This is a genomic window from Gluconobacter kondonii (genome assembly GCF_002723995.1).
Lineage (GTDB): Bacteria > Pseudomonadota > Alphaproteobacteria > Acetobacterales > Acetobacteraceae > Gluconobacter > Gluconobacter kondonii.
Genome location: NZ_BEWP01000010.1, coordinates 41,603 through 60,468, shown reverse-complemented (window position 1 = coordinate 60,468; position 18,866 = coordinate 41,603). Strand labels below are relative to the sequence as shown.

The 18,866-nt window shown below is 54.8% G+C and carries 15 protein-coding genes and 7 pseudogenes; 9 read left to right on the top strand and 13 right to left on the bottom strand.

Annotated features, from left to right (window positions below; genetic code table 11):
- The 3 genes and pseudogenes from GKO01_RS11615 to GKO01_RS11605 all read right to left on the bottom strand — a co-directional run.
- Positions 1 to 1,107 (bottom strand): oleate hydratase (locus GKO01_RS11615; protein WP_244901438.1); only part of this gene is annotated, 1,107 nt, incomplete at its 3' end.
- Between the two features lie 196 nt (positions 1,108 to 1,303).
- A pseudogene (locus tag GKO01_RS11610) lies at positions 1,304 to 2,020 on the bottom strand (transposase); the annotation flags it as partial.
- A gap of 441 nt (positions 2,021 to 2,461) precedes the next feature.
- On the bottom strand, positions 2,462 to 3,439 hold the full coding sequence (locus tag GKO01_RS11605; RefSeq protein ID WP_099287174.1) for an LLM class flavin-dependent oxidoreductase: 978 nt from the start codon (positions 3,437 to 3,439) through the stop codon (positions 2,462 to 2,464).
- Between the two features lie 316 nt (positions 3,440 to 3,755).
- On the opposite strand from GKO01_RS11605, the gene GKO01_RS11600 reads away from it, so the two are divergent.
- Positions 3,756 to 4,310: a GNAT family N-acetyltransferase gene (locus GKO01_RS11600; RefSeq protein ID WP_099287173.1), complete on the top strand. Its 555-nt coding sequence runs from the start codon at positions 3,756 to 3,758 to the stop codon at positions 4,308 to 4,310.
- A 398-nt stretch (positions 4,311 to 4,708) separates the two neighbouring features.
- Here GKO01_RS11600 and GKO01_RS11595 read toward each other — a convergent pair.
- Positions 4,709 to 5,497, bottom strand: a pseudogene (locus GKO01_RS11595) (IS481 family transposase); the annotation flags it as partial.
- A gap of 254 nt (positions 5,498 to 5,751) precedes the next feature.
- On the opposite strand from GKO01_RS11595, the gene GKO01_RS11585 reads away from it, so the two are divergent.
- The 3 genes from GKO01_RS11585 to GKO01_RS16545 are packed head-to-tail and all read left to right on the top strand — an operon-like array spanning position 5,752 to position 7,057.
- On the top strand, positions 5,752 to 6,468 hold the full coding sequence (locus tag GKO01_RS11585; RefSeq protein ID WP_235993398.1) for an IS110 family transposase: 717 nt from the start codon (positions 5,752 to 5,754) through the stop codon (positions 6,466 to 6,468).
- A complete protein-coding gene (locus tag GKO01_RS16320) occupies positions 6,362 to 6,712 on the top strand; it encodes a transposase (RefSeq protein WP_338030066.1) in 351 nt (116 codons plus the stop codon). Before GKO01_RS11585 ends, GKO01_RS16320 begins: the two co-directional genes overlap by 107 nt.
- 6 nt (positions 6,713 to 6,718) lie before the next feature.
- Positions 6,719 to 7,057 (top strand): nuclear transport factor 2 family protein, encoded by a 339-nt coding sequence (locus GKO01_RS16545; RefSeq protein ID WP_077804096.1) that lies wholly within the window; start codon positions 6,719 to 6,721, stop codon positions 7,055 to 7,057.
- Between the two features lie 38 nt (positions 7,058 to 7,095).
- On the opposite strand, the gene GKO01_RS11575 is transcribed toward GKO01_RS16545, so the two are convergent.
- Positions 7,096 to 8,235, bottom strand: coding sequence for an MFS transporter (locus tag GKO01_RS11575; RefSeq protein WP_218017435.1), 1,140 nt, complete (start codon positions 8,233 to 8,235; stop codon positions 7,096 to 7,098).
- A gap of 120 nt (positions 8,236 to 8,355) precedes the next feature.
- Between GKO01_RS11575 and GKO01_RS11570 the strand changes: the two genes are divergently transcribed.
- Entirely contained in the window at positions 8,356 to 8,898 is a 543-nt protein-coding gene (locus GKO01_RS11570) for a TetR/AcrR family transcriptional regulator (RefSeq protein ID WP_167383472.1), read from the top strand.
- Between the two features lie 266 nt (positions 8,899 to 9,164).
- On the opposite strand, the pseudogene GKO01_RS11565 reads toward GKO01_RS11570, so the two are convergent.
- Positions 9,165 to 9,557, bottom strand: a pseudogene (locus GKO01_RS11565) (helix-turn-helix domain-containing protein); the annotation flags it as partial.
- A 44-nt stretch (positions 9,558 to 9,601) separates the two neighbouring features.
- On the opposite strand from GKO01_RS11565, the pseudogene GKO01_RS11560 reads away from it, so the two are divergent.
- Positions 9,602 to 9,955 (top strand): annotated as a pseudogene (locus tag GKO01_RS11560) (integrase core domain-containing protein); the annotation flags it as partial.
- A 156-nt stretch (positions 9,956 to 10,111) separates the two neighbouring features.
- Here the strand turns inward: GKO01_RS11560 and GKO01_RS11555 are convergent.
- From GKO01_RS11555 to GKO01_RS11530, 6 genes and pseudogenes are all read right to left on the bottom strand, one after another.
- On the bottom strand, positions 10,112 to 11,521 hold the full coding sequence (locus tag GKO01_RS11555; RefSeq protein ID WP_077804091.1) for a cytochrome c: 1,410 nt from the start codon (positions 11,519 to 11,521) through the stop codon (positions 10,112 to 10,114).
- A gap of 3 nt (positions 11,522 to 11,524) precedes the next feature.
- The gene (locus GKO01_RS11550) at positions 11,525 to 13,117 is read right to left on the bottom strand and encodes a GMC family oxidoreductase (protein ID WP_077804090.1); all 1,593 of its coding nucleotides are present in this window, start codon (positions 13,115 to 13,117) and stop codon (positions 11,525 to 11,527) included.
- 25 nt (positions 13,118 to 13,142) lie between these two features.
- The gene (locus GKO01_RS11545) at positions 13,143 to 13,685 is read right to left on the bottom strand and encodes a sugar dehydrogenase complex small subunit (RefSeq protein ID WP_077804089.1); all 543 of its coding nucleotides are present in this window, start codon (positions 13,683 to 13,685) and stop codon (positions 13,143 to 13,145) included.
- Positions 13,686 to 13,761: 76 nt separating this feature from the next.
- Positions 13,762 to 15,099: pseudogene (locus tag GKO01_RS11540) on the bottom strand (carbohydrate porin).
- A 140-nt stretch (positions 15,100 to 15,239) separates the two neighbouring features.
- Positions 15,240 to 15,713, bottom strand: coding sequence for a GlcG/HbpS family heme-binding protein (locus tag GKO01_RS11535; RefSeq protein ID WP_158093574.1), 474 nt, complete (start codon positions 15,711 to 15,713; stop codon positions 15,240 to 15,242).
- Between the two features lie 173 nt (positions 15,714 to 15,886).
- Positions 15,887 to 16,618 (bottom strand): annotated as a pseudogene (locus GKO01_RS11530) (IS701 family transposase); the annotation flags it as partial.
- Between GKO01_RS11530 and GKO01_RS11525 the strand changes: the two are divergent.
- A pseudogene (locus tag GKO01_RS11525) lies at positions 16,608 to 16,802 on the top strand (transposase zinc-binding domain-containing protein); the annotation flags it as partial. The pseudogenes GKO01_RS11530 and GKO01_RS11525 overlap by 11 nt on opposite strands.
- Positions 16,803 to 17,106: 304 nt before the next feature.
- Here the strand turns inward: GKO01_RS11525 and GKO01_RS11520 are convergent.
- Complete coding sequence (locus GKO01_RS11520; protein WP_077804087.1) at positions 17,107 to 17,709, bottom strand: TetR/AcrR family transcriptional regulator; 603 nt, start codon at positions 17,707 to 17,709, stop codon at positions 17,107 to 17,109.
- 69 nt (positions 17,710 to 17,778) lie between these two features.
- On the opposite strand from GKO01_RS11520, the gene bdcA reads away from it, so the two are divergent.
- Positions 17,779 to 18,492, top strand: coding sequence for an SDR family oxidoreductase (bdcA, locus tag GKO01_RS11515; RefSeq protein ID WP_077804086.1), 714 nt, complete (start codon positions 17,779 to 17,781; stop codon positions 18,490 to 18,492).
- The gene (locus GKO01_RS11510) at positions 18,489 to 18,794 is read left to right on the top strand and encodes an EthD family reductase (protein WP_077804085.1); all 306 of its coding nucleotides are present in this window, start codon (positions 18,489 to 18,491) and stop codon (positions 18,792 to 18,794) included. The genes bdcA and GKO01_RS11510 overlap by 4 nt, the downstream gene beginning before the upstream one ends.
- Positions 18,795 to 18,866: the final 72 nt, after the last annotated feature.

The window sequence follows — 18,866 nt, the reverse complement described above, 5'->3', positions numbered from 1 at the left end:
CTTACCAAACAACGACGATTTTTTAGCTATGTTTTTCCATAACGCCCAGTCACTATCATTGCCTGGATCGTGACGACCACGCTGAAGAACGGGGGCATGGTTCATGTCGCCATACGCGGTTCCTTCGGTCATTGATCCAGTCAAGACAAATACAAGGTCTTTTTCGTTTACCGAGATAAGGTCGGCGGCCCCATGGTTGAGCATTCTAATGCCTGTGACAGTACATTTCCCCTCTTCATCCCGCCACTCGAGGTCGTAGGCACGTGCGCCGAATTCGAACTTTACACCCTGCTTTTTAAGATGCTCAACGAGAGGACGTACAAAAGTATCGTACTGGTTATACTTCGGGAAAACGAGCGCAGACATGTCATTGAGGCCGTCGATCGCGTCAATGAAACGATGCATGTACAATTTCATCTCGAGCAAGCTATGCCAATTCTCAAACGCGAACATTGAACGCCAAAAGAACCAGAAATTGGTTTGAAGAAAGTCTGCGCTGAAATAATCCTCTATCGTAACGTCATCGAGATTCTCCTTACGTTTCAGCAAGAGGCGAATTAACTGCCACTGCTGTGAACGAGAAAGGCCGAAGGTTGAGAAATCACGGATCTGTCCCTGCTTGTGCATAAGCCGGGCTTTCGAATAATTGGGATCATTATCATTGATGAGGCGATATTCGTCGAGGACGCTGTATCCCGACGGAAGCTCGATTGCCTGGATATCCTGAAAAATATCCCAGAGATTGTCGTAGTTCCAGTTCATCTCGCGGCCACCGCGAATGATGTAACCATCTTCAGCGTTGCCAGCGCCATCAAGCGAACCACCTTCAATATCGAGCGCATCGAAAATAGTAATATCCTCTCCCTTCACGGCCCCGTCACGCACCAGGTAGAAAGCGGCGGCCAGGCCGGCAATTCCACTGCCGATGATCCATCCCTTACGACCTTCGATCTGGTTCGCGGGGTAAGGCCGATTTCGCATATAGGCGCCCATCATATCGGGCGGAGGAAGCGTATTATCGGGATGGTTCGACCAATATCCGCTTGTGGTATCGGCCTCTACGATAAAGGGATGTCTATTGTTTCCATCGGCAGTAAGCGTCATCATGATATTCCAATACCTAAGGATTGAACCATACCGGAATTAGGAAGGACCGGTTTGTATAAATTACGCGGCCATGGAGATATGGTTTGACGTGTTCTTCGAGAATGTAGCCGCTTAAAAGCAAAGACCGATCGCGCAGAGAGGTCGACCCGTCCTTTCGGACAGTTTTATGGACCTGATAAGCTTTAATTGGTTGTTGTCAGGTCGCCAGATTGACGGCGTTGTTGTTGGCCACGGGATCCAGGGTTAATCCCGGACCCCGTGGGGGCTGCTTCTAATGATACGCCTCATCGGGCGCTCGTCCGGTCAGCGGCCCCGCCCATCCATGCTGATGCGGATCTGGCGCGCTTGCGACACGTCCGTGAACCGAGGCGTCGTGAGTTGTGACCCCTGATCTGTGTTGAAGATCTCCGGCGCGCCGGAGCGGATCAGAGCTTCCTGCAGCACCCCCATGCAGAACTCAGCATCCATCGTGTTCGACAGCCTTCAGGACAGAACCTTACGCGTCGACCAGTCCTTGATTGCCATGAGATACAGAAAACCCTTGCGCATTGGGATGCAGGTGATGTCCGAGCACCACACCTGTTTGGAGCGATCAACCACCAGGTCTCGAAGAAAATACGGATATTTCCGATGTGCCGGATGCAATATCGTCATGCGTAGTTTCTGGTAGATCGTCCGCAGACCCATCGTCGCCATGAGCCAGCGAACGCGCTTGCGCCCGACAGACATCATGTCCGAGACGGCAAAGATGCCTCGTCTTTTACCGCACCCCGTAATACGGCGTCTCCAGAAACTGATCGATCTTCGCATGAAGTTTCTCCACGTCGGCCGGACTGATTGTCGTCTTGGATGCCCGCTTGCCAGAGAGCGTCCCCGCCCTACATTCAATCGCCTGGCGCTTCCATTGGGCGATCGGGAGAAATCCTCTTCCACGGGACGCTTCCCAACACACTCGATGCCATACGATGTATGGTGTCGCGACTGACTGAGAAGCCAGGCATTCGAAATACCCCATCAGCAATTTATTCTGGGTGAAAGCATCCGACGCATTGAAGAATGCTCAGCAGTGCGGCGATCGATTATTAAAGGTTTGCGGTATCCAGATGGGATCGAGACTCCTTCTGGATGAGCCAAAGTGCCATTCTCGTCAAGAAGCGATTTTGCTTTGCGAAATTCCACAGTAAAGCTGAATCCTTCAGAAAACGAAGTCTAGTTGGCATAAGAAATATTACGCGACCTAGCGGTGGCTGCCCAATGCTACAAAAACAATGCCATGTGCGTCATGGCGTTCGGCTTCACCGCCATCTATAACAAACAACCCATGCGGTGCCGCCCCGTGTGCTCAGGTATGGGATTATTTTTCCATCAAATGATGCGCGATCCCACTGAGGGTCCTGCGCCTTGCCTCCTGAGAATATAACGGCGCACCGATCAGGAGTTCATCAGGCTTATACCGCTCCACGAAAGCGGAGATGTTTTTTGTGACATCTTCTGCGGTTCCTACGAAGGTATAACGCAGTGTGCTGTCAAGGAGACGCTGTTCCTGACTATTCCAGGACACTGACCGAGGCGCAGGAAAAGTCGACGGACGTCCCTGACGCAGAGCAACGAAATGCTGCTGTAGAGATGTTGCCGCCTGCTGTGCTTCGGTCTGCGTTTCTCCGATCACTGCGTTGATGCCCAGCATGGCATAAGGTGACTGCAACCGCTCTGAAGGCTCAAACCGCTCACGGTACAACGCCAGAGCCTCTTCCATCAGATCAGGAGCGAAATGGCTGGCAAATGCGAATGGCAGCCCCATGATGGCGGCCAGATGAGCGGAGAACAGGGACGATCCCAGCAGCCAGACCGGTATAGTCAGTCCCGCGCCCGGAACGGCAAAGACCGCCTGACCCTGTTCTGGCTTTTCAAAGTAACGCAGCAGTTCGAACACGTCCTGTGGGAAGCGGTCAGCAGAGGCCGGATCACGACGCAGCGCGCGCATTGTGGCCTGATCGGAACCGGGTGCCCGTCCCAGCCCGAGATCAATCCGGCCCGGATAAAGGCTTTCCAGCGTGCCGAAAGCTTCGGCAACCGCCAGCGGTGCATGGTTTGGCAGCATGATCCCGCCTGCACCCACCCGGATGGTTTTCGTAGCGCCTGCGACATAGCTGATCACGACCGCAGTCGCAGCGGAGGCAATGCCCGCCATCGAGTGATGTTCGGCTAGCCAGAAACGCTTGAAGCCCAGATTTTCCGCATGCTGTGCCAGATCCGCACTCCGATGAAGCGCCTCGGTCGCCGAACTACCTTCGGTGATGAACGCGAGATCGAGAATTGAAAGTGGGATCATGTGCAACATCCTGTCACCAGTTTGCCCATACAGGTGGGGTGGACTGTGGGATGTGCCAAGCAGAAAGGGCCAACCTTCTAAAACTCGGGGGATGCCCTGCTCCGACCTCAGAAAGGAATACTGTTCCTACCACCCTACAGGATACGGTCTATAGAAAAATCAACGATATCTCTCATGAGCCGACGGTAGTCTGCCTCAGCACCGCAGGATATGCATCCGATTGATAGGTTTTTTTCTTTAGAGCTACGTTTTAGAAAATAGATTTTTGATGAGGTTCGAGCCATGAATGCTCGGCTGAGACCAGTTTAGGACCATTATGACGACTTACGCTGCAGGAAAGATTCGAACACGTTGGGCTACGAGCAGCGATCTTCCTGCGTTGAAAAATCTCATCAACAGATCTATCGACGCATTACAGGTAGGATTTCTCACTCCTGAGCAAATCATCGCCAGTCACGCCGTCATGGGTCTGGATACCCAGTTGGTTCAAGACGGATCCTATCTCATAGCCGAATATGACGGGGTTTTAGCGGGATGCGGAGGATGGAGTAAGCGCGCAACGCTTTACGGAGGTGATCACAGCAGCGATCTTCGTGATCCTATTCTACTCAATCCTGAACGAGACCCTGCGAGGATCAGGGCAATGTACACCGACCCCGCGTTCACGCGAAAAGGGATCGGCAGTCTCATTTTGAAGCAGTGCGAACAAGCTGCAGCAGATCATGGTTTTAGAACTGCTGAGCTTATGGCCACTCTCAGTGGAGAACCTCTCTACATCGTCTCCGGCTATTACCCTCTAGAAAGAGTTGAAGCCACAGGGGATGGAGTGAACGTTCCATTGATACGAATGCAAAAAAAATTAAAGCCTTAATCTTAGCTGGCAGGTCTGTACAAATTTTCCAAAAAATAGACCCCTCCCTACCCTATGTCCGTTAATTTACTTTATCGGACATAGGGTAGTATGCATGAAATCGTCTCTAAAATGCTCTTCCTATGTGCTGATTTGGAGCCCTTGTCCTCGGACAAAAACAACTCTGGAAAAGATGGTTTCATCGCCTCTGCCATTCCGGGCGTGAGGAATTACACCCCCGCATAGACCCACAATCCTTTATCGGTTGTGCAGCGGCTTTGGGGGGGGGGAAGCGAAAGGTCTGCTTTTAGATCCTATTACAAACAAGCAGACATCGTTGATTAGTCTCCTTCGCTTCAAACGAAAAATTGATTACTTAAGACTCTCCAAATCATCTAGGTGTTTAGTCCCGTGGTTTGATGGGTTGGATTATGGAAGCGTTTGACGGTTGCTTCCTTGATTGTCCGGTTCATCCGCTCAACCTGACCGTTCGTCCAGGGATGATTGGGTTTCGTCAGACGATGTTCGATCCCGTGAGCTTCGCAGATCATGTCGAAGCGCATGGGGCGAGACCAGGCCGTATTGCGGTTACGGGGCTGATCAGCGAACTGGATGCCGTTATCGGTCAGAATGGTGTGGATCCGGTAAGGGATGATGCTCAGGAGATGTTCGAGGAATTCCCAGGCTGTCTTCCGATCAGCTTTCCCGACGAGTTGTGTGACAGCGAATTTGCTTGTCTGGTCGATAGCCACGAAGAGGTGCAGCTTGCCCTCAGCAGTCTGTACTTCGGCAATATCGATGTGAAAAAAGCCTATGGGATAGCGTTTGAAGCGCTGGCGTTTGGGCTTGTCTCCTTCGATGTCCGGCAACCGGGATATCCCGTGGCGCTGAAGGCAGCGATGCAGAGCCGAGCGTGTCAGATGAGGGATGCTGGCCTGCAGGGCATAAAGACAGTCATCCAGCGGTAGCAACGTATGCCGGCGAAACGCCACGATCATCGCTTCGTCCGTCTCGGACAGAACCGTTGAGCGCGGCTCTTTAGGACCTGTCTTCTGATCCTCAACCGTTTGACGCTTTCGCCATTTTGCAACTGTTTTCGGGTTGATCCCGAACGCCTCGCTCAGCGTCGCGAGCGAAGCCTGCGATCGCTGTATTGCTGCTCGCACGGCGTGCGTGGTCGTGGCGCTGCCATGACGTATCTGTCCCATAAGGCTTCCTTCCACTCGCGTGAAAATACCACACCATCAAACCCCGGGACTAAACACCTTATGTGTTTCCAGCCTGTTATGATGGCCTCATGAACGACCCTGGCCAGGGTCGTTCATGAGGTGAGATACAGCGCTTAACACCTGGTAGCCTGACCACGTTTTCTAGCAGGCTGATCTCGCCTCTCTTCACCGTCTCGAACAGTTGACGGCGGCCCGGTTCCGGGACCGCGAACATAAGAAAGAGAGAGAGTGATATGTCTTCGGAAACGGTCATTGGAGTAGATGTGTCTCGAGACTGGCTTGATGGCTTTTGCCTGCCAGAAAAGCAGAGATTTCGTTTTCAGAATTCACCTGATGGCCATGCCAGATTACTGGAAACTCTTCAGAGTATGCCGGACGGTCTCACGGTTGGATTTGAAGCCACCGGTGGACAGGAATGGGCACTCTGGCGTGTTCTCATCAGTATGGGACTCAATGCCGTCCAGTTGCCTCCAGCACAGATCAAAGCTTTCGCACTCGCCATGGGGAAACGCGCGAAAACCGATCAGATCGATGCGGAATTGATTGCGCGCTTTATGGCTTTTCGTCCAGAAGCAGGACGAACACTGCCGGATGAGAAGCTCCAGTTTCTGCGGGCACTGACGGTGCGCAGAGCTCAGATGGTGGAGGCACGTAAACGGCTTTCTGCCCAGATTTCGGCGCGCCGCAAGCAAGGTGTGAGCGCTGAACTGGAGGAGATGGACAGCAGTCTCAAAGCATTTCTCGAAAGCCAGATCAGCGAGCTTGAACAACGGATTGAAAAGCGTTATCGCAAAGGCAGAAGAACTCTCCGCCATAGCAGAGCCTCTCCGTTTCATTCCTGGTATGGGCCCGGTATCAGTCGCCATGCTTCTCGCAGAAATGCCAAAGCTCGGCCCCATGACAGCGACAGAAGCCGCTGCCATGACCGGACTTGCGCCAATGGCTCATGATAGTGGCGCGATGCGTGGGAAACGGGTCATTTCAGGGGGAAGAAGATCTCTCCGCCACGTGCTGTTCCAGGCAGGATTGGCAGCTGCCTGCCATAATCCAGTTCTGAAAGCTGTTGCCAAGCGCATGAAAGAGCGGGGTAAACCACATAAACTAGTGATCGTCGCTATCGCACGGCGCCTCATCACAATCGCCAACGCTATCCTCAAAACTGGAGTGCCATGGCGCATTAGCTCCGCCGCTTAAACACAGTTGCTAGGCGGCCTTGCCCATTTTACTGGTCTGCCGCTTATCGATCTGCGGGGTGACGTCGCGATTGTCACATCCTACCTCATGATTATTCATCTTGACCATGAAGGTCATCGACGCGAACTGCCAAATCATGGGGCCTCGACGGGATACCGCATTCACCGCGTGGTCGTGAACCGTTGGGAGCTTGAACGGCACAAAGGTCGCTGGATGATTGCCAGGCGCACCCTTCTGCCCGTCGACGGGTCGGCTGAGCAGCAGGAGCTGCTGCGCAGGGGTTTGAATGGGGTGTATCGCAGATCATTGGGATCTGAAGAGAACGAAGACCCGATCGACGGATAGTTGATGGTGTCGCAAAACGCCGCAGGTTGGTCAGTTTCTTACAACGATGGCCGACCAGAGACAGCAACGCCGCCCAAAGCCAGAATAATGGCGGCTATGAAGGCAGAACTTATATTGCCAGGGAGATATTCCAAAAACGATGACAGGAATTGCCCCATAAAAATGGCAACAGACAGGTAGGCAAGTGCTGAGCCGCGTTCGACAGAGTGGGTGCGTTCGATCGTCAGGTGATTGACGAGGGGAACTGTCAGTCCGAAACCGGTCCCGAGCATGATTGCAGCGCCAATCATCGGGACTGCCGTCATCATGGAAGCAAAAAGTGCATGGGCGGCTGCATAGGCCAGAAAGCCCGCCCGCAAAGTGTTTTGCTCCCCGATACGCCGACAGATTTTTGGGAGAAACCACGCTGCTCCTACAGCGACAAGAGAGACGAATGACAGAAAATACCCTGTTTGCGCCTCGGAGAAGTGAATGCCTTCCAGCCGTCTGGGCAAGGAGATGATCGCTGTGAAGAACACGGTCATGGAGAGGAGAGCGGCTATATATATTCGCGCCAGTTTGCCCAGAACAGAACCTCGATCTGCTTCTGTTTGGGGTGACGCAACGGGTTTGACTGGCGGATACGGTACGAACAGTTCGACGAGGACGAGAAAGACCCAACTCATCAGATAGAGCGAAAACGGCCATTGCCATCCCATACTGGCGAGGAGTCCTCCCAGAGACAGGAAGATAACGCCTCCCAGTTCAATGGCCATGCCCTGGAGTGCGATCATCTTGAGCCGCGCGTGTCCCTCAAAAAAATCGGATAAAAGCCCTGTGCCCGAAGCCATCACGATCGCTGTTGCTCCCCCGAGCAAAAGCCGGTCAGAAAAGATCAATACTGCGTTGCTCAGCCATATACATGCCAGCCCGAGCGCTCCGTACAAAGCGAGGCCAATACGCAAGGCCTGGCGAGAGCCAAGGCGTGTAATCAGGTGGCCGGCAAAGGGGCCAAAGATCACTACGCCGAGTGAGGGCACGGTGACCAGCCAGCTTGCTTCCTGGGAGAGACCGAGAGCCGTCGCGATGCCGGGCAGGCCAGGTACGATAACGCAGCCGACCATGATCGTCAGACATGCGACACAGAGCAGAGCAAAGACGCCCCTTCGCTTTAACATGGACATTTCCTGTTTGGGCAATCTAAATACGAGACCAAGGTATCATAATATATACGAGACCGGCGTACCGCAATGACGAAAATGACAACCTCTACTCGCTCTCCGGGGCGCCCGCGCGATAATAAAGTTGGGCCAAGCCTGTTGGCGGCAGCCCGGCAGCTCGTCCTGCAACACGGATATTGCGGTGTCAGCATCCAGATGATTGCAACAGAGGCTGGTGTTGGCAGGCAGACGCTCTATCGCCGATGGCCGAGTAAGGCTGAACTCGTTCTGGCCGCGTTCCTGGAAAGCGCTGGTGATGCGGACGTTCTATCGGACGGCCGCGCCGAGAAGCGGTTGCTGCATTTTCTGGTCAACGTGTTCAGGAACTTGCAGCAGGATGGACCTGCGATCAGGAACCTGATTGCGTCCGCGCAGGACGATCCCGAATTTCTAAAGAGTTTCCGGGCCGGTTTTGTTGAGCCAAGAGCGGAAATCGTCGCCACCATTTTTCGTGACGGCATTGCAAACGGAGAAATCCTGGAAGATGCCGATGTGGAAATGGCGGTCGCCGCGTTTCATGGTGCATTTTGGTATCACCTTCTTCTGGGAGGCAAACTTGATGCTGAATTCGCGCAGCGCCTTACGAGGCTCATTATGAAAAGTATTTCAAAAGAGCCTCGTGAAGAGGAACTATTGAAATAGTTCATTCACCATGTGGACAGCGTCCAGATAAAATTATTTGAATTTATTCATCTATGTTTGACCGTATCGCCTGAATGGGAGCCATCGTGCCGAAGACTCTATCCCGGCGGATGAGCGCGTGGAACAAAGCGGCTGCAATATGAGCGAGGATATCTGCTGAAGTTCTGCGGAAGTCGATCAGACCGTTTGCTGATTCAGTCTCTAGCAACTGTGTTTAAGCGGCGGAGCTAATGCGCCATGGCACTCCAGTTTTGAGGATAGCGTTGGCGATTGTGATATGAAACACCGAAACGCTTCTCAATCACCCGCTTCAGATCAATACTGCGCCAACGGACCACACAGCCTCGGTTACGATCAGGTCCGGCGACGATCAATGCCGAGAGCTCCGCCTGCTGGTCCGCCGTCAGGCGGCAGACAGAGGCATTGCACCATTGATACCGCAGGCCGGCTGGGCCTGCAGCATTGAACCGGAGCACCCAGTCCCGCAGGGTTTGCCGGTCCATGCCACCGATCCGCGCCGCTTCGCCTCGACTGCTACCCTCACGCACCGCAGCCAGAGACAAAAGGCGCCTTGCAACATTCGCATCCCGTGTACGAGCGGCCAGCCACCGAAGCGCATCAGCCGTATAATCCGTCCGTAAAGCAATCGCTCTAGCCATACCCGACCCTCCGTCCAAGGACTGAATCAGAACAGCCTTCGGTATCATTATCAGGTGGACGTGTGGCGCGGGAACTGACGGCCCTGGTGGAAAGATATGGCAAACCCTCATGATTGTCAGTGACAACGGTACGGAGTTCACATCCCATGCCATCCTGAAATGGGCGGATGAGATGAAGGTTGAATGGCATTATATCGCCCCCGGGACACCGCAACAGAGCAGTTTTGTCGAAAGTTTCAACGGCCGGTTGAAGGATGAATGCCACAACGAGACGCTGTTCACGTCTCTCAGCCATGCCCGACAGGCTCTGGCTGACTGGCGGGAAAGACTACAATACGGTGCGCCCCCATTTCCAACTGGGTGGCAGAACACCGGATCAGGTTGCCAGACAAGTATCTCGGGGGCACGCCCACGAGATACTTGTCATCCCATCAACCCAAAGCCATAAAAAACGGGGTACGTCAAAAAGAACCGTCAATCAGAACGTCCAAAGCCGCGAATCAGAAACAAGACACATCAACCCAACGGTTCTTCGGTCCCTCCAGCTTCGTCCCTTAGCGCGTTGCCACTTTGCGGCGAGCTAGAAGAAAAATGATAATCAAAACAAACAATCCTGCAGCAGCTATTCCTGCAACACTCATGCTATGAGCGTAGCGTGCTATAAAGGGCTTGGGGCCGCCACGTTTGAGCAGTTCGACATCGCTAGCGCTGACATGCAAGGCGTCATTCCCAAATCTGGAGAGAACATAGTTTGCAACAGCGGCAACCTGCTCGTTGTTCAACTGGCCTTCGAAGGCTGGCATCGCAACGGTTCCGTTGTTGGTGGCACGGTCCACGCCTTTGAGGATGGCCATAACCAGGTTCTGAGACGTTGGACCACCGACAATGGTGTTCGAGGTCAGTGAAGGATAGAACTGGTCATGTGTCCCCTGCCCGTTCAACTGATGGCACGAGGCGCACGCACCGGTGTACAATTCCGCACCATTGGTGCTTGTTCCCAGTGTCATCGCATCAGGGCTGCGGTCGATCGGTGCGTCAAGCTTTGCGAGGTCTGCGAGCTTTGGCGTGCTGAAGCTGAAGCCCGGAGCTTTCTGGTTCGGGTCCCGAACAGGCTTGACGGTACGCAGGTACTCGACAATCGAGGTCAGGTCAGAATCAGTGAGGTGACGCAGACTGTGTTCGACCGCTTCTGCCATGCCTCCTGCCGCCTGGCTTTTGCCATGAGCACTGCCGTCACGCAGATAGGACTTGATGTCTTCGTCACTCCATCCGCCAATGCCACTGACAGGATCCGAGGTGATATTTGGTGCGTGCCACCCCCCGAGGTCCGCACCGCCGAGAAAGCGGCTCTGGTCTTCAGACATGGCAATGTTACGCGGTGTGTGACAAGTCGAACAATGAGCCAACACGTTGACCAGATACTCACCGCGCTTGGCGCCCCCCTCTTGTGTGGTTGCGGCGGGCATGGGCTTTCCGCTCGCATACAGCACGTTCCATCCCGCCATCAACCAGCGCTGGGAAAATGGAAAGGGAAGGTTCGTTTTCTTGACCGGGGCCTCATCGACAGGCGCGGTACCTTGCATAAAATACACATATAACGCGTGAATGTCAGCATCACTGATACCGGAATATGAGGTATAGGGCATCGCCGGGTAAAGATTACCTTCAGGGGCGACGCCTTCACGAACGGCTTGAGCAAACTGGCCTTCGGTCCAGTTGCCAATACCGTAGGTTTTTGAAGGCGAGATGTTGGAGGCAATGATGTCCCCCAGCGGTGAAGAAATGACGTAACCGCCACCATAATCTTTGCCACCCGGATTGGTGTGGCAGGCCATACAATCTGCCGCGCGGGCAATGTAAGCTCCCTTTTTAATGAAATCGTCAGTGCCATCCTGAGCCATCGCGAAATGCGGGATGGCGGCAAGGGTGAGAAGGCCAAGACCAGCGATGAGAGAACGTGTCATGACTCAGACTTCCTTGGCGATAATATCGGCAGCGCGAATGGCGAAGGCTACGCCTGTCAAGGTCGGGTTGACGACACCGCAAGCCGGGATGACGCCAGTTGTCGCCATGAACAGGTTACTATGGTCCCAGGCCCGGCAGTCCTTGTCGACCACCGAGGTCTTGGCATCATTACCCATAATGACGGTTCCCATGATGTGGTCACGGTTCTGCCAGCCGGTATTGTCGTTAATAACTGTACCACCCATCGTCTGAACGAACTTTGCGTAATCTGCCTTGGCTTTGACAGCTCCGCGCTCAATGTAATCATCGGTGTTGTAGTGGACGGTCATGGTCGGAATCCCCAGCGCGTCCTTGCGGGTCGCCGAGGGCTGAATGCGGTTTTCAGGGTTTGGAAGCAGTTCGAACACCGAGGAGATATCCACCCAACGTGCCGCCCAGTCCTTGATTTTTTCATCGAGTTCAGGTCCCACGATACCCTGGGACAGAAGATGCTGTGTGATGGCTCTGTTTGGCACGGTGTTGGTCAAGGCATGTTTGATGGCAGAGTGTTCACGACGAAACTCACCATCACGCCAGTTGAAGATGCCACCTTGCTGAACCTGCCCGCGACCTGGCCACAGCGGTTCGTCTGCCAGGAACTGCAGCCCCATGCCAGTATGGTCCATAATGTTGCGCCCGACCTGGTCGGACGAGTTGGCAACATCAGACATGAGCAAAAGTTTTGGGGTCTCCAGGCCGTTTGCAGCGATGATGAAATACCGTGCAGTCAGGCGGATGTCTTTGTGATCGGACGTTCTGTAGTGCGCTGCGACAATTTTGCCGTCCGAGCCCTTCTCGAGCTTATAGACCGTGGCGTCCTCGATAACTTTGCCGCCCATTTTTACGACGTGCTTAGCATGGACATCGCCGGAATACATGGCCCCGATGGGACAGACGGGCATGCAGTTGTTGTTGCCTGAGCAGCCAGGGCGACCATCCCAGGGCTGATTGGTGCGTGCGTTGGGCTCATGGATGAAGTTGAACCCTTCCGGAGCCAGGCGGGCCTTAATGCGCTGGAAGTAGTAGGTTTCCGCTTCGGGAGGCACTGGATACGGTGTGGAGCGGTGTGGAAACTGGCCTGCTCCGCCCTGCCCGGACTGATCCTGCGTGTCGCTGCCGGCCACACCAAGATTGAACTCGGCGCGTCCGTAATAAGGCTCCAGTTCATCATAGGAAATAGGCCAGTCGCGCCCGACACCATAAAGGGTCCTGAGCTTCATATCGTTGGGCAGGAAGCGCCAGGTGGCCGCTGCCCAGTGCCAGGTTGTACCACCGACCAGGCGGAGCATTCCGGGAAGGAATTTAAAGCTACCTGTGTTCTCAATATAATCGGGTGAGAAAGATGTCGGCGCCCAGGGTTGGTTCGGGTAGGGGTCGTTATGGTTGCCTTTCCGCGGAGACGAACGAAAGTTCTCAACGATTTTCCAACGCGGGATCCACCTGCCGGATTCCAGGACAATGACAGACTTGCCCTGTTTGAGAAGTTCATAGGCTGCGTTGCTGCCAACTGCGCCTGAGCCGACGACAATCACGTCTGCATCGTATTGAGTGGTCATGATTCTACCTACCTGAAATCAGCAATCAACCAGCGCTCTGGCTGGCGGGTGGGTTCACCCAGTAATTGGTGTGACCACGGGAATAACTTGGGATGACGGTTGTGTCGGCTGTCGGCGCGTACATCAGGGCGCCCACATAGGTGACGAAGGTTGCGTCATCGACAGGATGGCCCACGGCGGGCGTGGCGTCCATGAGGGGTGTGCCCGTATAGCCCAGATACCATGCGGAAATGATGCTCATCGCAACAGGAGCCTGATTCGCATTCTGCTCAGCAAACTGCTTGAAATCGGACATGTCCTTCAGACCATAGGTCTTCATGGCGCTGATGAGGCTACCGACCTTCTGGGGGAAGCTGCTGTCCAGGGCCGTCAGGGCTGTGAGGATCCTGTTGGAAATTTCAAGATTGAGTCCTGACTTTCCTGTCAGGGTTCCACACAGGTCATGAAACTGCGAAAGGGTGACGAGACCGGCTGCGCGCGCAAAGCCCGGAAGGCTGCCGAGAGCTGGAAGCGTCAACGAGGTTGCGAGAACCTGCCGGCGGGAGAGACCCTTTTTTGTGAAGCGCATAGAGATAGATCCTCAAGTTCTGAAATACCGTTCTGACAGTGACGCAGGCTTTAACACCCTCAACATCCCGTCTTCCCTAGAAGGCAACATTCAAAGCACTGCTCAGTACAGCAGCGTCGTTAAAAACCGTCGTTCCACCGACATGGTTGACGTACTGGAAGTCGCCCTGAAGGGTGACACCGGTCCGGACATGATAGGTGTAATACGCTTCATAAATGGTCTCATGGCCCTGAATGCCGTATGGCGTTCCGAAATTGGCACCGACCAGCGCCAAACCGTTGGCAAGAGCAGCCTGCTGGGACAAAACCGCACTGCGGGAGAAATGGGCCCACTGGAAAGCGATGCCGATACCGTCCTCCGGGCGGCCCCACAGATGCCCTGTATCCATAAGCGCCGCGACGATATGGTGGTTGATCTGTGAGGTTTTACCGTCTGCGTAGGCGTATTGAGCACCGAAGACGAGGCCGTTGGATGGGCCATCGCCGTGTCGAACCAGCATCTGGTCTGCCATGACCCATACAGACGTCTGACCGCTTTGTTTGCGAGCGGGCAGACCCGTGACAACCCATGGCCGCCCGTTGATGTCCTCATACAGGTTGTTGTAGCGCGAGTTGTCGTACATCACTCCAACCTTGTAGTGACCGATCAGCTTGTCGTGTCCGAATTCAGGAATCCAGCCAATTTCAGCTTCCGTTGAAAGTTTGCCCAGATTGGATTGTCCCTAGGACCAGCCGGAGATACCGCCGTTATATGAATGTGGCGAGACGGCGAAGACACCTCCCATGACATAAACATGAGGATTGGGCATCAGGCGCAGCACCCCACCGATATTGCCAGAAGGCCAGTCCCGCCCGCCTACGAGGTACTTCGTCGGCGTGACGTTTCCGCACATCCAGACGTTCATGAAGTTACACACCCAAGGGGCATTGTTGAAAAACGTCCCGGTCGGGATCCAGCCGGTGGCCAGGTCGATTTTATGGTTGAACCAGGATTTCTCGAAATATGCCCAGACGAGATGGGCAACGACGTTTCCACGCGCACCGTAGATCTGCTGAACCTGATTGCCGTTATCACCAAAGGAGCGGCTGAGATTGGTTCCGTGCCCATTGACGATGAGGGTGTGCAGCCACAAATCATCTGACCACTGACCGGTTCCAAAAAGCTTGCGAAAGTCGATATCGACGGTGCTGCCAACCTGACCTGCAACGGTGTAAGTTTTCTTGCGACCTCCTGATACATTTCCGGAAATCCCTTCGTACAGGGCAAGAGCGACATAAACGCCGTGCTTTTGAAGCCAAGGCTGTATCCCGCCCCAGTCTCCGAGGGCGTGCGTCGTCCCATATGGTGCACCGAATGATGGGGCCCCATAGGGCGATTGCAGAAAACCGGGGATAGTCTGCTGCAGGTTTGTCATTTTCACAGATGCAGGCGAGCTCTGGGTGTTGGTCGCATTATCAGCGTAAGCTGCGGACGAACTCGCAAGCAGTGTTACAGCGGCAGCGAGGCAGCAGCGCCAAAGACGGTTAGAGCTCATACAAAGACAACTCCAGCGCGTCAGAGAGCGTTAGCAGCGGCATGGACGACTGCGAGATCCTTCGAGCCATCGGGAGTGCTTATGGCAATGGAGCCGACGACGGTTTTGCCGACGAAGAGCGGAACACCACCTGGGTTGCTTGAGAGATCCGGCACAGCGAGATTGTGAACCTCTCCTTTGACCAGCCCTTCATAGGACACGTTGGTGTCTGTCTTGAAAATGGCGGCCGACTTGGCTTTTCCTAATGCTGCAGAGAGACAATTGGGAGTAGCATTCACCTGACGCTCGACATAGAGAGGAACGCCATCAGGGTCCGCGATAACGATACAGCCATTAATGTGCTGCTCGGCTAAAGCTTTGCGGGCGGCCGACGCCATCTTCAAAACATCTGCGTCCTCGAGTGCTGGCTTTTGCTCAACAGCCAATACCTGGCTTGCAGAGCCAAGGAACGTAGCGATTAAGATAGATGAGGTAACAAAAAAGTTGTTTTTCATAACATTCCTATGTTCGATTCGCTCTGCATACGACATTGAACATAATACGACGCTTGAAAATTCCGTGATCAGCACACAGTTGCGTTTTTATTTTAATGCCTGAGCCTGATGGGCTCGTCGAAAAACGGACCACCGGAGGATATGCGGGACCCGGATCTGGGCCTGGGTGATTTTCACGACGAGGCGACGGATTTCCTGAATTGACCACTGGATAAGCTTTTGCGCGTTGGAAGCGGTCTTTTTTTGAGCGCAAGGACGTTCGCCTGGGAGCGCACGGCGGCCATCATGGCGTGGGCGAGCATGACCAGAGAGACGTGGCGGTGCCAGCCGTGCCAGGAACGGGTCTCGTTGTGGTCAAGGCCAAATTCGTTCTTGGCGGTCTCAAAGCCTTCCTCGATCCGCCAGCGCGCGCCTTCAACGCGGGCCAGCGTTTCAAGCGGCGTCCCCTGGGGGCACCAGGTTATGAAATAGCGCAGATCGCCATCAGCGGGATTGCGGCGGACCAGCAGGCCTCGGGTCCATGTTCCGGTCAGGGTGTCAGCATATTCCGACGCGTGGAGATCGGCCATCGGGCAATACAACCAGTCATACCATCGCTCGCCCTTGGTACCGTGCCCGGCCGAACACCGGACCCAGGCTTCGTCAGGCAGGGTGTTGATAATCTCGCGGGCCTCGGCGACCCACATCACGTCAGGTCGCCAGGAGTAAAACCAGTGGTTGGCATTCACGCCCAGCACGAAACCTTTGCCCGTGCGGCGTAGAGCCATTTCCAAATCGCCGACACCATACACGCTGTCGCCCGCGACCCAAGCGAACGATATGTCGGCATCCAGCGCACGTCCGATCATCGTAGTTGCCAGCGCCGGTTTGGTGGCAAAGCGGATATCATCAGGAACATGCGCCGCTGGTGGGCATGTCGCGCCCTGCGGGTACTGCGGACACTGGCGGATCGCCTATAACAGCTGCCGCAACCGTCACTGTCCGCGCTGTCAGGTGAACGCCGCGCGGACATGGCTGGCCGAGCGGGAGGCCGATCTGCTGCCGGTCGGGTATTTCCATGTCGTCTTCACCCTGCCGGCACGGATTTCGACCGACGCCCGTCTATAGAGAGAGGAAGGCCCACGACGAAAATGAGAAATGCGGTAGTCCAAGGTTGGGATGCACAGTTTGCCCGACATTACGCAGAATCCATCGCCTGTCAGATCCTAAATTTAGCTGCGTCCGATTTTGGGAAGTTGCAGACACCGTCTGAACGACCGCTTTGAAGGCGTAAGCCGCCTGTCTGCTCCTACATCACTGAGCAGATAGGCAGTTTAATGAAAGTCAGCCTGAGATCAGTTCGTAGAGTCGGGATTGCGAACATATCACCATATCATCACTATTGATCAACTGCCTACGCGCTTCCCTCGATAAGTGAACGTAGGCCGACCGTAGCAACCGCTGCGACCTGCTCCAGACATACACAGCTGACACCATCTCGCGCAGCAGCCGACATGCCGGCCATTGTCACCGTCACGACGTCGGTTGCGATTAATGCTACCGCTGGTGCCCCGCGGGCGATGAAGGCTTGCAGCTTTTCACGACGGATCTGAGCAACGCGCATAGCGATGCGCCTTCCTTCGCCGCTACGATCGGCCCGCAACGCTTCAAGGATCAGGCACCCTGCTTGATCACTGCAGGTCGTGTATGTGCGTGCGGCTTCGCCCAGCAGCTCGGCAATACTGTCGACAATCGGACAGTCATCACGAAAGAAGGCCTCCAGCGGCAGAACTTCGGCCACATACGCTTCTGCAATTCGCTCGAAATAGGCGGCCTTGCTCCCAAACGCAGCATAGAAGCTGGCCGGCCGGATACCGAGTGCCTCGGTAATGGCGGCAATACCAAGCGCTTCATAACCGTGCGTGTGAAATAATGCGCGCCCGGTGATGAGAGCGGCATTTGGATCGAACCGGCGGGGGCGGCCACGCGCTCCTTTTGATAATAAATGATCGGTCACTCAAAAATCCTTGACGTTAGTGCTTAATGAATTATGTAGCGATCAATCAACAAATTCAAGGAGCTCCTAATGTTGGCTTCGGCAACACGCAAAATTCTGGTCATCGGCGGCAGTCGTGGAATTGGGGCGGCGATCGTCGCGCGCTTTGCTGCAGAAGGCGACGACGTGTCATTCACCTGGGCTGGATCGCAGACAGCTGCGGAGGCAGTCGCGGCTCGTACTGGCGCACACGCGATCCGCAGCGACGCTTCAGACCGCGATGCGACGATTGCCCTCCTGCGCGAGATAGGGCCGCTTGATGTTTTGGTCTATAATTCCGCCCTTCTGTTGCCAGGCGACCCGCTAACGCTGGAGCCGGATGCAGTAGACCATCTGATCGACGTCAATATTCGCGGCCCTTATTTCGCATCCGTCGAAGCTGCGCGTCAGATGAGTGAGGGCGGCCGGATTATCCTGATAGGTTCTGTGCATGGAGACAGAATGCCGTTCGAAGGTCTTACGGCTTATGGAATGAGTAAATCGGCATTGCAGGGTCTTGCGCGTGGTCTGGCACGAGATTTTGGCGCGCGTGATATCACGGTTAACGTGGTGCAACCGGGTCCGACGAACACCGACATGAATCCTCATGACGGTCCCCTCGTGCAGGCGATGCATGACGAGATGGCGCTCAAACGGCACGGCACAGCAGAAGATGTGGCACACTTGGTGGCCTATCTCGTAGGTCCGCATGCGAGTGGGATCACGGGCGCCATGCACACGATTGACGGCGGGTTCGGCGCATGAATGAAGCGGTCTTATATGTGATCTATCGCGGCACACCAGCCGATCGTTTCGACCGGGTATACTATGTGGAGCGCCACCTGCCGCTGGTGAGGAATGCCTTTGGTGCCTATGGGCTTGTGTCGCTCGCAGCATTCTACCCAGCGAAGGACACTTCCGAAACTGTCGCGATCTGCGAGTGCCGCTTTACCGATTCAGCCAGTATCGAGGTCGCATTCAGCAGTCGGGAAGTTGCGGCCGTCATGGCGGATGTGCCTCGCTTTACCAATCTTGAACCACTGCGCCTGCGCGTATTGCCTCTCTGAGGTTCTGATATGAATTTTCATCACCCATGGTCGAATGCACCGCTACGCAGTATTCGCCGAGGCCATTTCTGG